This is a genomic window from Clostridioides sp. GD02367, from assembly GCF_045900275.1.
Lineage (GTDB): Bacteria > Bacillota > Clostridia > Peptostreptococcales > Peptostreptococcaceae > Clostridioides > Clostridioides difficile_A.
The window spans coordinates 1-17,390 of record NZ_JBJODK010000004.1 but is presented as its reverse complement, the minus strand read 5'-3'; the positions used below and the strand labels follow the sequence as shown (position 1 = coordinate 17,390).

Sequence of the window (17,390 nt, the reverse complement as noted above, 5' to 3'; positions counted from 1 at the left end):
TCTTTATGTTTAATTTATATAAAAAAACTAATAACAAACAGCTTCATCAACACCAAATAAATATATACATTTTTCTTTTACTGACTTCCCTGTTAAAGTTTCAATAACATCTGCATATAAATCTAATTGTTTTTTATATTTCTCTATTATTTGATTTATATTTTCTTCATTTACAAAGTCTGTTTTATAGTCAACTAAAACTATTTGATTATCTTCTTCAAAATAAGCATCAACTATACCTCTTAACATGACACTTTCTTTATCATAGAGTTTTTTATCATCATTTTTTATTAATTCTTCATAAATATAAATATCTTTCATATTCACTTGTGCATAAATGAATTTTTCTCTATTTATAAGTTCAGCATTCAGCATCCTTTTGCCTATATTTGAAGCAAAGAATTTATATATTTTATATGGATTTACTATACTAGCCTGTTTTTCTGTTATTACACCTTTTGAAATAAAGCCTTGTATTTGTGACTTTATATCATTTACACTATTTACTTTTTTTAAGTCTAAAACTTCCATAACCAAATGGACTATAGTACCTCTTTCTGCTCCATTAATCTTTTCTCTTTCTTCATCATTTTGAATGAATAGAGGTTTTTTTAGTGTTACTTTTTGTTCAAATATAGTATTTATTAACTCTTCCTCATAGTTGTTTTGTATTTTTTTTATTTCTGTGACAGATATACTAGCAGGTTTTCTTGTGCTAAACTCATATGGATATACATAATTTAATTTTCCTTCTATTTCAGTATAATAATTGCTATCAGGATTATCTACATCTATTTTTTCAAGGATTTCTTCAATACTTTCATTTTCTTCATTAGTCTTTCTTTCTATTAAGACATCATTCTTATTCCATAGTCTTCCATACCATTTTGAATTATGGTCAACATTAAAGACTGCATCTAAACCTACATCTTCCAATAAATTAGATAAGTCTTTATGTTTTAATACACAAGGCATTATCCAATCCAGAAAATTTTTACCTTTTAGTATCTCATATTGTGATATTGTATCCAGACCTTCAATTCCATTTGCCCATCGTTTTATACTATCTTGTACATTTCTAGTAGAACCTGTTATAATCAATTTTTCTTTTGCTCTTGTAAATGCAACATATAAAACTCTCATCTCTTCTGATAGATTTTCTATATTTATTTTACTTTTTAATGCTTCCTTGGCTATACTTGGAAAAGATATTCTTCTTTCATAATCCACAAACTGAGGTCCATACCCTAAATTATGATGATATAAGATACTCTTTTTAAAATCTTGAGTATTGAAGTTTTTACCCATTGCAGAACATATAACTACTGGAAATTCTAATCCTTTACTTTTATGAATACTCATTATTCTAACAACATTTGCATTTTCTCCAAGTGTCTTTGCACTTCCCATATCAGAACTAGATTTTTTTAATTTCTCTATAAAATTTACAAAGTTGAATATTCCCTTAAAACTAGTCTCTTCAAATTGTTTTGCTCTCTCAAACAATACTTTTAAATTAGCTTGTCTTTGACTTCCACCTGGTAATGCCCCAACATAAGCATAATATCCAGTCTTTGTATACAAATACCAAATAAATTCGTCAGTACTCATGTACATTGATTTTTCTTTAAAATCCCTTAATTTAACGAAAAAATCCTTGCTTTTACTTATACATTCTTTACTTGGAATAAACTCAGACTTATTTTCATTTTGAGAATCTATAAAATCATCATACTCTGATGTACTTTCTAAAACTTCATAAAAAGTCTTATCTTTATTCTGAATTCTAATATCAATCAAATCCTCTGGTGTAAATCCAAATATAGGAGATTTTAATACAGATATAAGTGGTATATCTTGTATTGGATTATCTATTATCTGAAGTAATGATAATATAGTTTTTATTTCAATGGTATCAAAATATCCCACTCCAACATCGGCATATGTTGGTATATCCATATTCATCAATTCATCTGCAAACACTGGAGCCCATGCTGATGTTGCTCTTAAAAGAATCACTATATCTCTAAACTCCACAGGTCTATATCCGTCAATTCCCTTATCGTAGATTTTTTGGATTTTTCCTTCTTCATTAGCTCTCATTAAATCTTTAATAATCTTTCCAACCATTCTGGCCTCAAGTTGTATATTATCTAATTTTTCTTCTTCTAATTCATTGTCTTCATTATTATCACTATCATTTTTATTGTTTATAGTATCATCATCAAGTTTATTATCTTTTTGTATAAGATGTACTTCTGTTGCTCCGCCAATAATAGATGCTTCATCTGTATCCAATTTAAAATCAGCCCCCAAATTGAGCCTTTCTTTTTCTGTATATTCAATTTCTCCTATATTTTCATTCATTATATTTTCAAATATATAATTTACAGCATCTACAACTTCTTCCCTACTTCTAAAGTTTTTATAAAGCATTATTTTTCTATGAGAAGTTCCCTTTTTATCATTATAGTTATTGTATTTTTGTAAAAATAATTCTGGCTTTGCCTGTCTAAATCTATATATACTCTGCTTTACATCTCCAACCATAAACCTATTTGGTGTTTCTGTGTTAGCCACAGCTTTAAGCAACACTTCCTGTACTAGATTACTATCTTGATATTCATCTATAAATATCTCATAGAACTTCTTTCTATATCCCATTGCTATATCAGAAGGTACAATATTGCCTTCTTCATCCATATTGGTTAGTATATTTAAGGCAAAATGCTCTATATCATTAAAGTCTATTATTCCTTTTTCACTTTTCTTATTACTATATTCCTCTTCAAATCTCAGTACAATATTAGATATAGGCTTGACTATATTATAAAGATATTTTATTTCTTCTTTAATAGAGTCATTATCTTTATTAAATGTAGCATTTACTATACTTTCTAAAGATTTCTTAGCCTTATCTCTCATAGCCTTTGCTTTTTCTTTTGATTCTTTTATATATGAAGGAGCATCTTTTGGTATCCTTTTTACTCCTTTTACATAGTTTTCAAAAGACATAGCTGCCATCTTTTTATATGCTTCATTCCAGGACTTATTACACGCTTCTGAAATACCTACTATTTTTTTATACTCAATAGCTAACTTTTCTGAAAAGGTTTCTAATTCTGCTATTGATTCAACTTCTTTTAATGCCTTTTCCATATTTAAACAAAGACCATTAATTTCTATTTTTACAGTATCTAATATAGCTCTAGCCCAAATAGATTGTGAAAAATCAAAGTCCTCATCAATATTAAATCTCTCTGCTGAATCAAGCAACCATTTTTTAGGTTTAGGAGAAGCCATTGCAAATGAATATATTCCTAAAATAATATCCTGTACTTCCTTGTCTCCTCCTCTTTCTGCATAACTTTCAACTAAATTTAAAAATCCCTCATTTCTTTCTTCATACAAGGTTTCAAATACATCTTCTATTGCCTCTTGTTTCAAAATAGCACATTCAGTTTGGTCTCCTATTCTGAAATTTGGGTCTAAATTTATTCTATGAAAGTTTGATTTTATAACATCCAAACAAAATGAGTGTATTGTTGTAATGCTAGATTTATTTAATAGAACCAGTTGATTTTGTAAATGTTTATTTTCTGGATTTTCATCTAGTGATTTTCCTATAGCATCACCTATTCTCTCTCTCATCTCTGATGCAGCAGCATTAGTAAATGTAACCACTAATAACTTATCTATATCGATTGGATTTTCCCTACTTGTTATCATTTGAATTATACGCTCAACTAGCACTGCTGTTTTTCCTGACCCAGCAGCTGCTGCAACCAATAAATTGCAATCTCTACTTTCTATGACTTCTAATTGCTCTTTTGTCCATTTAGGAGAACTCACTAATTAACATCTCCTTTCATCAGTTTTATTATTTCTTCATTGCTCTTATTATTTAAATTTTTATATTTATTATCTTTCATAGTTGAATCAAATTGGCATATAGCTGAATAATCACAAAAATCACATGATGTTCCATCTTTGTGTTTATATGGAGCTATACAGATTTCTCCACTTAACATATCTTCACATAAATCCTTTATAGCATGTTTTACATAATTTCTAAGTAATTTAAACTCCTCATAAGTTACTGTTGATGTGCTTTTGCCTACATTTCCATCCTTTGTAAGACCTACTGGTATTACTAAAGAGTTTTTTCTTTCTCCATCTATTAATGATTTATCCATTTCTTTTATTATATGAGAATCTTTTATTACAAGCCCCTTCATTCTAAGTTCTTTTAGTATTGCTTCTTGTATTTCTTCATCATCTTTATCTTCATTAAATTTCGCTATTGGGTTATTTATTCTACAATATAATATTGCAGCTGGATTTATATTTACATCTTCTCCTTTTACACTGTCAAGAATTGCATCTAAATACACAAGTAATTGCAACTGTAGACCATAATATATTTCTGTCAAACTTATATCTTTATTGCCCGATTTATAATCTACTATTCTTATATATTTATTTTCTCCTTCTTTAAATTCATCAACTCTGTCTATTTGCCCAATTAGATTTACTTCTTCTCCATTATCTAATACTATTTTTATAGGAGGATATTTTCCATCTCTTCCAAAATTAACTTCATAATCTATTGGCTCAAATGAACCTTGTTTTATTTGTTGACTGATTATATCTACAGCAGTTGTCAACATATTTTTTAATCTATATGCAAGATATTTATACCTTTCAGAACTATTTAATATATATCCTGGTATCTTTGAAATTATTTCATCAACTATTATACCTATCTTTAATTCTATATACTTTTCATCAATGTCTCTCCAAGATAAACTATCTTGTGAAAGCTCCTTTGAAAATCTATCTAAAATATTGTGAATGAAAGTTCCCAAATCTGGTGGTGTAAATGAATATTCTTTACGTTTTCTAGCTTTTAAACCATACTGTATAAAATAAGCAAATGGGCACTCTGCATATTTTTCAAGCCTAGATACACTAAGAGAATTACTTTTATATAACGACCTTATCTTTTTTTCTTCAATCTTATGGACTTGATTGGTATAACTAAGGCCTTTTATAACTTTCTTTGTTATCGAACTATACATTTCATCCTTTAGATAGTATCTATATATATCTAGCCAAATACTATTAATATCTTCTTTATTGTAACTATCATTATCATAATTTTTTATTACATTTATAAGTTCATTAAATGTAGGTGATTTAACAGTTATTTTTTTAAGTATATCTTCATCATTTTGCTTATCTTCTTCTACTAAATAACTTTTGTTGTCTATATTTGGAAATATCTTTTTAAGTCTTGATATAATTATTGATGGTCTAAGAGTTTTACCTTCATGGTCAGATATAGGATATGTTATGATTAAATTCTCAGATGTAGAAGTAAGAGCCTTATATACTAGAAACTGTTCCTCAAAACTTCTAGTTTTACTATCAATGTCAACTTCAATTCCTTTACTTCCAAGATTTTCTCTATCATTATCACTTAATATCCCACTATCTTTTGTAATTAGAGGAAATATACCATCAGTAGTTCCAATTAGATATAAATACTTAGTATTTGGATTTTTCATTCTATCCACACTACTTACAAGTACTTGGTCTATACTAGGAGGAACTAATCCTAATTCGTATTCATCAAAACCTAAAGTTATTAGCTTTATAAATTTTTCTAAAGAAATTATTTCGTCACCCATAAGCTCAACCATTTGGTCTAGTACATCCACTACTATATCCCAAACTTGTGAGTATTGATTGGCAACATCAAGTTCTCCTTTATCTTTAAAATTTACTATTAAACTTTCTATAGTTTCTGGCATATTTATATCCAGTAAAAATTCATATATATACTTACATATTTCTTTTACCCTATTTTTCCCTTTTAGTTTTTCTTGTAAAGTAACTATTGGCTCTAGTACTCTATTTTTTATTTCATTTATTTTATCTTTTAATTCTAGTTCAAAGTCACTTTCTTCACTAGAAAGACTCTGTGTTATTCTATAATCCCATTTTTCATCAAACCATTTCTTACCTTTTATTCCATTAGCTAGTACATAGTTTTCTAGTAAATTTATATCATTATTATCAATTCCTATAAGTCCGCTTTTTAAATATCTAAACATGGTCTCATATCCATATCGTCTATGCTTCATTTCTAAGGCTGAAATAATTAAAATAACTATCGGGTTACTTTTTGCTTCTCTCTTCTTATCTATAAAATTTGGTATATTATATTCATTAAATATAGAGTGTACTAAAAAATCATATCTATTTAAATCTCTTGTGGCTATAGTTATATCTCTATATCTAACATTCTTATCTCTAACTAAATGTACAATTTCTTTAGCTATTTCTTCTACCTCTGAATATAAATTATTAAACTCTTTTATCTTTATATTTTCAGTTGGATTTAAATATGTTTTATATGGATAAGCATTATAAAATCTTTCTAAGTGTTGTAATTCTTTGATTTCTTCAAATCTTTTTATAACACCTGTATTCAAATTTACTTGTGGAAGTATTTTTATCCCCTCTTCATTACACAATTGAGTTAACTTTGAATAAGTAAATTTAGTTCTAGAAAATACATCTGCTTTACTATATCCAATATAATTAATGTCATCTACAGTTAAAGAAATACTGACATTTTTAGCTTTATTTAATATGCTCTTTATCACATTGTACTGATTTGGTGTAAAACCTGTAAATTCATCTATATAAACACAAGCTCCATCTAAATAACTGCTTAATTCTATCCTATTTGCCAATGAAGTTAACATATCTTGAGCATCTACATAATTTTCATGTAATTTTCCTTCAAAAGAATTATATATTTTACTTATATCTTTTAATTTTAGGCTTAAAGTCTCATTATCTAATTCTCCTGATATATTTTCTAACATTTCAGGACTTATATTGTACTGTTTCATTTCCGATATCATATCTGTAATTGAACTTACAAAACCAGATTGTGACTTTGACTTTGAAAATACATTTAATTCTTCACTTACATCTTCAATCGCTCTATATACCATCATTGCTTTTCCACTAGAATTTATATTTACATCTGTTAATCCTCCTGCTTGAGAAAAAACTATATTACTTAGTGTTTTGAAACTAAGCACTCTAACTCTTAGATACTTATCTTTTTCTTTTCCTAAAAATAGTTTACTTACTCTATTTTCAGCCTCAAATGTGTATTGTTCTGGAACTAAAAGTATAATTGATGTTATTTCATTTCTTTGAGCTTCTCTTTTAATTTCATCTAGCATATAAGTAGATTTTCCACTTCCACCTCTACCTAATATAAACCTAAGTCCCATAAATTTCCGCCTCCAAAATACTATAATCTATTTCTTTATCATTGCATAATTTATTGAATTCGCAATACTTGCAATGGTTCTTATTTCTATAGCACATACGTTCTTCTTTATTATATACCTTTTCTATATCATTGTATAGATTGTCTTCGTATGTATGTTCTTCATAATTAGTATTCTTTATCATATTTATATAAGTTTGAATTTTATTTTTATTTGTTTCATGCTTTTCTTCATCATATGAAATGATGATTGGTAAATCATCAAATTCAGGTTGATAGTATTTCATATTTATATCTTTAACATTTATGTCCATTTTTAAAACTTTTGGGATTACTTCTTTTGCTAAAAACATATAAACAATTGTTTGTATTCTATTTTCTACATTTTTATAGTCAATCTTTCTAGACTCAGTTTTCCAATCCCATATCTCTATCTCATCTTTTCCAACTACAACTAAATCATACTTTGCCTGTAGTGTATCTCCTCTTAAAGTCATCCTTACTTCATACTCTGGTAGATATATTTTATCTTCTTTAATAGGGACAACTTTTTTTATATTTTCAATCCATTTTAAAAATTTTTTGCCATTTTTATCCTCATCATTAAAATAGATTCCAAGGGGTATATTACTAAAATACCTTTCGCAAATTAAATGAAAATCTCTTCCTGTTTTTAAGCTTTCATAATACTCTCTACTGCCAATATCATCATTTTTCCAATTTATTCTATCAATATATTTATATTTAAACTTCAATGGACATGATTTATATGTGTTAATTGAATTTTGACTATAAGAAAAATATTTTAATTTATCATTCACTCATATCACTTCTCTCTTAACTTTATTTTTAATAGCTATTTGCTACTATCTATTGTTTTAACTTTTTCAATCAATATTTTAAACAATATATCAATCAAACTTATTATATATTAACAGTTATTCAACCTCTTTTCACTAATATGTCGGTTCAATCTGTTTAAGTATATACTTGGTTTTTGCTCTTTTCTTTTATTCCCTATATCATTTTCATCTCTATAAGCACTTCCCGAAAGTATTAACATTTCCTTTGCTCTAGTGATTCCTACATATAAAAGCCTAATTTTTTCATTTATAGAATCAATCTTAGTTTTATGAGCATAGTCAGTTGAGATACTTCCTTTTAATATAGCCTCGATTTCTGATTTAATAATTGCCATAGGATTTTTGTATTTTTCTTTTAAATACCATTTATCACTCTGAAATTTTTGATTGATATTGTCAGGGAAATTATATTCAATAAGACCTAATAAAAACACACAATCCCACTCCATCCCCTTTGACTTATGATAGTTACATAATGTTATACTTCCAGGTTCTGGTTCATATCCATTTATTTCATATACTACATCTATTATGTGATTGAATACCTTATTTTTTACATCAAACAATAAATTATATACATCTTCTAAATCCATATGTATATTTTCTGATACTAGATACTTTATATAAAAAGATATATAATCAAGTATAGCCTTATCTTCTTTTTCTAAATTAAGTTTTTTCCCAATAAATAAAACTAATAGGTCTAACCTTATTACTGGATATTCTAATATATGTTTTATAATATCTATTCCTCTTTTGAAACTTATATATATATCACTTTCTTCATTAATTTCGATTAAATCAGTCTCTATCTTACTAAATTCAAAATTGTAGATAATTTCTTCTGTTGAATAATTTTTTATTACTTCTAAGAAAGTTTTTTTCTCTGCTCCATTATCAGTATTTATAAAAACCTTATCAAGTACATCTATTAACTTTTCTATATCATCACAATGTAGCATAAAATCAATAATAGATGCTATGTTGTTTATAATTTTCCTCTTACTCATGGAATTTGGACCTAATTCTTCAAAAGATAGATTGTATTCTCTAAGCTCTTTAGCAACTTGTGTAACTTGCTCATTAAATGGAACTAATATACCTATACTCTTATCTGGGTATTTATTTTTTATCCCTTTAACATATTTGGCAGTTTGCTCTATTTCATTTTTCCAGCTTTTATACCACTTTACATTTATATTGTAATGTTCTGGGCTAGGATTTTCTTTATAACCCATTCCATTTGGAACAGTCTTTATTTGCATATCTTCAAGAGCATGTCTACATTCTTCCTGTTTAAATTCCTTTGTAACATAATCTACAAGAGTATTTGCTAAATTAAGTATATCTTCTGAACTTCTATTTGACATATTCATCCTATAACAGAAATCTGAGTTATTTATAAATTCTTTAAAAAATTTAGGGTCTGATGATGAAAATGTACCTGTTATACTCTGATTTATATCCCCCACTCTAACTAAATTTTTGTTTTCACTAGATATAATTTTTATTATATTACCTTGAATTTCATTTGAATCTTGACATTCATCTTCAAAAATATATTTGTACCTAACTTGAAATTTCTTTCTAAGTGCTTCATCTAATGTCAAAGTTTTTTCTGCTAAAATTAATATGTCATCATAATCTAGTAATCCATTTTGCTTCAACTTCCTATCATATAATTTATATATTGGTAAAATAATTTTAAGCATTCCTTTGTGTCCTCTTGACAATATTTCCTCAAGTTTATCTGGAGAAATCCCCTTATACTTAAGCTCACTTATTGCGTTTACTGCAAATTCAAAAAAACCTCTTTCCCAAGCCTCAAGAGTTATTTCCTTCCAATGCTCATCTTTTTGCTCCTTTAGAAACCATCTAAAACCTCTTTCTCCTCCTTCAAATCTAAATCTATTTATACATTCATTTAATATAATATTTTTTTGTAAATCATCAGCTATATTAAAATCCTCACTTAACATTACAATTTCTGGTTTTTCCTTTATTATCTTTACAGCCAAACTATGTATGGTCATTACTTCATATGAGCTAATATCATCTATTTTGTTCTCTTCAAGAATCTTTTTTATTCTACCTTTAAAATTATTTACAGCACTGTTCATATATGTAAGAACTAATATCTTGCCTCCTTTATGCCTTTGCTCAAGTAATAGCTTCGCTACTAAGTTTGTTATTATGAATGTTTTTCCTGCACCTGGTACTGCTGGTACTGCCATAGTACCAGCTTCATAATTTATTATCGGTATCTGATCTTCTCTATAATTTATATTAATCATAACTCTTATCTCCTTTATGTGAGATTTTTAAGAGTATACTATATAACATACTTTCTTGAATATATCCGTTAATAGTATACTCACTCTTATATGCATAAATTTTATTTGCATTTAGTAATAAATTATATACAGTATTGTATAGATAATATTTCTTATAATATTCTTCCATTTCATTTGTATAAACCTTTTTTTCCTCAAAAGATTTTCTAAGTACAATTAAATTACTTATATCTTTTTCTATTTTCATATTCCAAGCATTGCTTCCTATATCTACCCATATTTGTATACTTCTATCTATATTTGATGATATATATGAATAAGGAGTAGTTATTACTATTTTATCTTTGGATTTCAACTCCTCTATATCAACAACAGAGTAATAATCGTTTATTGTAGTCTTTAAAGCTTCTATAAATATTTTTTCTTCTCTCATACCAAGTAAATTTATACTTTCACTAAAAGACTCACTTTCAGTTATTATCTTTTTACATAACCCAACGTTCTTTTTACCTTCTTTTAAACCTAGCATTTTATCTATATAGAACTGAATTAAAAATTCATGTATTTTTATATCACTTTTCTTCTTATCTTCAATATACTGTAAAATATCACAGTACTGACTATATCCATCTATATCATCAATACTTAAATTTCTTGTTTCATTGAAAAGTTTAAATGCTTTTATCCGATTTATTTCTAAAAGAGTTTCTAAAAAGCTTAAATATTCATCCTCTTTTATAAAATCTAAATACCCATAAAATATGCAAGTAGCCACTACAAGGGCATTTCCATAAGGATAATCTATTGCTTTTTTGTCTTTTTTAGTATTAAAAACATCTATGTTTTTTTCTATCAAAGAATCCCTAATTTGATACTCTAATATAGTATTATTTATAGGAGATATAATTGCTATATCTCTTGGAGATACCCCACTTTCTATAAGAGATATAATTTTATTACTTATTAAATCTAACATTTCATTGTACAGTTGGCTTGATTGATTCAATTCTACTTTTGCATTTAATAAATATAAATCCTCTATTTTAATACTCTTCTTCTTAATCTTATCTTTTTCTTGTGAGTTAATTTTTGATATTATCTTTTCATTTATATAGTCTATATCTATATTGTTAAATACAGAATAATCCTTGCTATAGTCAATATATATATAACTTTCTAATACATTGTCTAATGCTTTTGCAATAAAATCAACTTCTACATTACTTGAACTTTCAAGGCTATCCACTATTATATATCTTACTTCTTTAAATAAGTTTTTTATATAAAAATCATCAGTAAGCAGATATTGATTATATAGATATACACTTAAAGCATTATCTAAAATTGAATTTGATAGTAATGAATTTATATAATACGATATAATTTCATCCATCTGAGTGTATGAAAATCTGTATATACTGTCTCTATTTTTCTTTGATGAATATATTTTTTCTCCTATAGAATCAAAGTCAGTTAAATTGAATGCTGCTTTGTTTATATTAGTCATTATACTATTTGCTATTGATTTATTTGTTCCTGTAATATCTTCAAAGTAACCTTCTTGTATCCTTTTTTCCTTAACTTTCTGTACTATTAAATATTCACTTAAGCTGTTTGATATAAATGTTGGAGATACAGTTTTTTTATTTATTTCATTACATTTTTCTATTATAAGTGGCCAATACTTCAATAATTCTTTTTTTACAAAACCTATATATGTTGTTATTTTCAACTCTTCACTGTAATCTAAATTTAAAAACCTTTCATATCTTATTTTTGTATTATTATTTGGAACTAATAGTATAATGCTTCTTGAATTATTATAGTTTTTTTCTAATATTTCTCTGTATTTATTTAAAGGTTCATATCTATATTCTTTTAAACCACTCTTTTCAAGTAAATATTCCACATAATCACCTTCCTCAATTAAATTAAGTGTATATTATCTAATTATATCATATTGTGTATTTTACAAAATACAATCAAATTATTGCATTTAACTACAAAAAAGACTATATATACAGAGTCTTGCATTCATATATGCAACAATGTATATACAGTCTTTGATATTGATACACTTATATTTCATTTTATGGCTTTAATGTAAATTTACAATTATAAATTTATATTAAACTTTCAAATATTTTTACTTATAATTACTTTAATGACTCTTCTATTCCCTTAGCTATTTGTGTTCCCATTTCTTTTACTTTTGCTGGAGAGTTTATTAAACTCATGTCACTAGCATTATCCAAAAATGCACATTCTACAAGTACAGCTGGCACATTATTAGTTCTTAAAACATATAAATAATCTTTTGCAGGGTTATCGTCTAGAGTTCTTATTTTTATACCTCTATTAGTAAGTTTAAATTTCTCTAAAATCCTATTTAATATATTTGTAGCCACAGTCTTAGTAGTTCCTCCATTTTTATCTTTAAGTTTATAAAATACTTCTACTCCATGACCTTTTCTATTATTATCACCATTGTAATGTATACTTGTAAATAAGTCTGGTTTAAGTGAGTTAGATAAAGCAGTTCTACTTCCAAGTGATACAGTTTTATCTGCATCTCTAGTCATAATTACATTTATACCTTTTGAACGTAAGTATTCAGTAGTTGCAAGTGAAGTATTTAAATTGTAATCTTTTTCAATCATTCCTCCAAATGAATTTCCAGGTGCTGAACCACCATGCCCTGGGTCAATCATAACTGTCTTAGCACCAGTATTATTTCCTGGGTCTGTTGGAGTTGTATTATGTTTAGATAGTGATGCTGCTATAGAATTCATTACCTTCGAAGTCAATCCTCCGCCTATTTTATATACCTTATTAGCCGATTTAGCTTCTAAATTAGCTTTATGGTATGCAGACACATACGTCTTTGGCGTTATAAGAATTGGTGATTTTAAGCTAGCAGCTAATGAACCTGCTGCTAAAGCATCAACAAGTTCATCTGATTTAGCTACTAACACAGCTTCTAATTCATCCTCTGTATAGAATTTCTTTATTACATTTGCATTTGTTTCATGTCTATCTGCACCAGATACTCTATTATTAGTAACATTATCCTTCGTTATATCATTTACTTTATTAATTACATTTGTTGATATCATTTGAGGACCACCTATAAAATAAGCACTTTGTAAATCCTCACTCTCTAGCCATTGATATGTATTATTTGTAATACTATCTTTGTCAGCCACTATAATTGGTTGCTTATCTTGACCTGCTTTTGCTGCTATAGTAAGTGCATCTATTTCTCCACCATCCTTACCATTTGTTATATATACTTTATCTACATCATGATTTTTATCTATTTCTTTTGCTATCAATAGAGATGTCTCGTATCTATTAGAGCCATTTAGACGTGTTTGATTAGCATTTGCAGCCGATTTAATTTGATTAGCACTAGTTTTAGAAACGGAGTTTTCATCTCCAATTATAATTACATCTTTAGGATTTAGACGTTTTAACTCTGATTTTACACTATCTGGCACATTATTTTTTTCAACCAAAAGTATAGGTGCATTATATGTAGTTGCTAATGGAGTTGATATAATACCATCAATACTTACATCTCCATTTATTATAATTACCTTATCTGAACCATTTTTCCAGCCTTCTTTACTTATTTTAACTGCTGTTTCATATCTATCACTTCCTGTAAGCTCTGTAATAGGTGCAGAAATTTTTCTCAAGTATTTACTTACATCTTTTCTTGAAGTTATGTCTTCAATTATACATTCTTGTGTTACATTATAGTCTTTTAAATTTAGTCCCATCTTTTCCAGGTCTTGTTTGTTTAAAGTCTTCGGATTATTTTCACTGTTTATTGTTATACCTTGTAACTCCCAAACATTTTGATATTCTGGGTCTTTATTATAATTGATAGTCCCTTCATATACCCCAGTTGATTTATTGTAATTTATAGTCGTATCTAATGGCATATCATAACACTTATATTTTAATGTAATACTATCTGCATCTGGCTTTTCTTTAAATTTAACACTAACTTTTGATGTACTACCTAAAACTATACTTTTTTTCTCTAAATTTATACTTAAATCTGCATTATTTTCCATAGCACTAGATTCAGTGGCAAATGCCATTGTCGGTGCAACAATTGCCATTGAAAGAATTCCTGTTGTTAATAATTTTGTATTTCTTTTCATATCAATCTCCTTATTTAAAATAAATTTCTAATTTAATCTTCTTAATTTTTTAATATGTCAAAGTGTATCTTCCCAAATTATAAATAATTTATAAATAAATTATAAAAATAAATTAATAAAAAAATAAACGTATTAGATACATTTATTTATCTTCACTATATCACTTATTACAATAAAAATCCATAAAAAACAAATAATAACACAGAATACCTTAATTTTAATCGTATTTTATAGGCAAATATCACCATTTTTAATAGCTAATAATATTCTTGGTCTATATGAATGTTTTTATATTATACTTAACTACAAAAGGCTATATATACACTATTTTGCACTTATATGCAACAGTATATATATAGCCTTTCTTACTAATACAATTATATTTTATTTTGTAGACTTAGTCTAAGTTTAATACAATAATTTATTTTATATTAAGACCTTTAATTATTCTCATTTAGACTATTTTAGTGACTCTTCTATACCTTTACCAATTTGTGTACCCATTTCCTTTACCTTGCTTGATGTATTCAATAAACTCATATCTTTTTCATTATCTAAAAACGCACATTCTACAAGTACTGCTGGCATGTCATTTGTTCTTAAAACATATAAATAATCTTTTGTTGCATCAGTTGATAGTGCTCTCGTCTTAGCACCTCTGTTTTTTAGATTGAACTTTTCTAAAATTCTATTTAATATATTTGTAGCTAAAGTTTTGGTAGTTCCACCATTTTTATCTTCAAGTTTATAAAATACTTCCACACCATTTCCAGTTGTATCAGACGCATTATAGTGTATACTTGTAAATAAATCTGGTCTTAAAGAATTAGATAAAGCAGTTCTATTTCCAAGTGATAGAGTTTTATCTGTGTCTCTAGTCATAATTACATTTATACCTTTTGAACGTAAATATTCAGTAGTTGCAAGTGAAGTATTTAAAGTATAATCTTTTTCTTTAATACCTCCTAATGGTTTTCCTGTTGTTCCACTATCCGAACCGCCATGTCCTGGGTCAATCATAACTGTCTTAGCACCAGTATTATTATCTGGGTCTGTTGGAGTTGTATTATGTTTAGATAGTGATGCTGCTATAGAGTTCATTACATTGGAAGTCAATCCACCACCTATTTTATATACCTTATTAGCTGATTTAGCCTCTAAATTCTCTTTATGATATGCAGACACATACGTTTTTGGTGTTATAAGTATTGGTGATTTTAAGTTAGCTGCCAATGGACCTGCTGCTAAAGCATCAACAAGTACATCCGATTTAGCTACTAACACAGCTTCTAATTCATCCTCTGTATAGAATTTCTTTATTACATTTGCATTTGTTTCATGTCTATCTGCTCCATATACTCTATTATTAGTAACACTATCCTTCGTTATATCATTTATTTTATTGATGACATTTGTTGATATCATTTGAGGACCACCTATAAAATAAGCACTTTGTAAGTTCTCACTCTCCAACCATTTGTATGTATTATTTGTAATACTATCTTTATCAGTTAATATAATCGGTTGCTCATCTTGACCTGCTTTTGCTGCTATAGTGAGTGCATCCACTTCTCCACCAGTAGCATTCGTTATGTACACTTTATCTACATCGTGATTTTTATCTATTTCTTTTGCTATCAATAGAGATGTCTCATATCTATTAGAGCCACTTAGACGTGTTTGACTAGCATTTACAGCTGTTTTTATCTGATTAGCACTAGTTTTAGAAATGGAGTTTTCATCTCCAATTATAATTACATCTTTAGGATTTAGACGTTTTAATTCTGATTTTACACTATCTGGCACATTATTTTTTTCAACCAAAAGTATAGGTGCATTATACGTAGTCGCTAATGGAGTTGATATAATCCCATCAATACTTACATCTCCACTTATTATAATTACCTTATCTGAACCATTTTTCCAGCCTTCTTTACTTATTTTAACTGCTGTTTCATATCTATCACTTCCTGTAAGTTCTGTGATAGGTGCAGAAGTTTTTCTCAAGTATTTACTTACATCTTTTCTCGAAGTTATGTCTTCAATTATACATTCTTGTGTTACATTATAGTCTTTTAAATTTAGTCCCATCTTTTCCAAGTCTTGTTTGTTTAAAGTCTTCGGATTATTTTCACTGTTTATTATTATACCTTGTAATTCCCAAACATTTTGATATTCTGGGTCTTTATTATAATTGATAGTCCCTTCATATGCTCCAGTTGATTTATTGTAATTTATAGTCGTATCTAATGGCATGTCATAACATTTATATTTTAATGTAATACTGTCTGCATCTGGCTTTTCTTTAAATTTAACACTAACTTTTGATGTACTACCTAAAACTATACTTTTTTTCTCTAAGCTTATATTTAAATCTGCATTATTTTCCATAGCACTAGATTCAGTGGCAAATGCCATTGTCGGTGCAACAATTGCCATTGAAAGAATTCCTGTTGTTAATAACTTCGCATTTCTTCTCATATTAATTTATTAATCTCCTTACTTAATATAAATTTCTATTTTGTTTTATAGATTTAAATTCTAAAAATATATCAAAGTGTATCTACCCAAAATTATAAATAATTATATAAAAAATAAACTTATAAAACACAAAAAATAAAAAAATTAAATATATCTAATATATTTAATTATATCCACTATATCATTTATTGCCAAAAAAATCTATAAAAGACAAATAAAAACATATAATAATTGTAGTTTTATTAAATTTTATACAACA

7 protein-coding genes are annotated in these 17,390 nt (G+C 27.1%); all 7 read right to left on the bottom strand.

The genetic code is table 11. The annotated features are described in order from the left end of the window. Positions 1–27: 27 nt before the first annotated feature. On the bottom strand, positions 28–3,852 hold the full coding sequence (gene addA, locus Q3223_RS06330) for a helicase-exonuclease AddAB subunit AddA (protein ID WP_407811787.1): 3,825 nt from the start codon (positions 3,850–3,852) through the stop codon (positions 28–30). Continuing rightward, a complete protein-coding gene (addB, locus tag Q3223_RS06325; RefSeq protein ID WP_243192753.1) occupies positions 3,852–7,319 on the bottom strand; it encodes a helicase-exonuclease AddAB subunit AddB in 3,468 nt (1,155 codons plus the stop codon). The genes addA and addB overlap by 1 nt, the downstream gene beginning before the upstream one ends. Beyond that, positions 7,309–8,139 carry a PD-(D/E)XK nuclease family protein gene (locus tag Q3223_RS06320; RefSeq protein WP_074179577.1) on the bottom strand — a complete coding sequence of 277 codons (831 nt, stop codon included), beginning with the start codon at positions 8,137–8,139 and terminating at the stop codon, positions 7,309–7,311. Before Q3223_RS06320 ends, addB begins: the two co-directional genes overlap by 11 nt. A 110-nt stretch (positions 8,140–8,249) precedes the next feature. Next, on the bottom strand, positions 8,250–10,475 hold the full coding sequence (locus Q3223_RS06315) for an ATP-dependent helicase (RefSeq protein ID WP_407811786.1): 2,226 nt from the start codon (positions 10,473–10,475) through the stop codon (positions 8,250–8,252). Continuing rightward, positions 10,468–12,384, bottom strand: a complete 1,917-nt coding sequence (locus Q3223_RS06310) for a hypothetical protein (protein ID WP_407811785.1) — start codon at positions 12,382–12,384, stop codon at positions 10,468–10,470. Before Q3223_RS06310 ends, Q3223_RS06315 begins: the two co-directional genes overlap by 8 nt. Positions 12,385–12,631: 247 nt before the next feature. After that, the gene (locus Q3223_RS06305) at positions 12,632–14,650 is read right to left on the bottom strand and encodes an N-acetylmuramoyl-L-alanine amidase (RefSeq protein WP_407811784.1); all 2,019 of its coding nucleotides are present in this window, start codon (positions 14,648–14,650) and stop codon (positions 12,632–12,634) included. A 459-nt stretch (positions 14,651–15,109) separates the two neighbouring features. Then, positions 15,110–17,131 carry an N-acetylmuramoyl-L-alanine amidase gene (locus Q3223_RS06300; RefSeq protein WP_284181751.1) on the bottom strand — a complete coding sequence of 674 codons (2,022 nt, stop codon included), beginning with the start codon at positions 17,129–17,131 and terminating at the stop codon, positions 15,110–15,112. Positions 17,132–17,390: the final 259 nt, after the last annotated feature.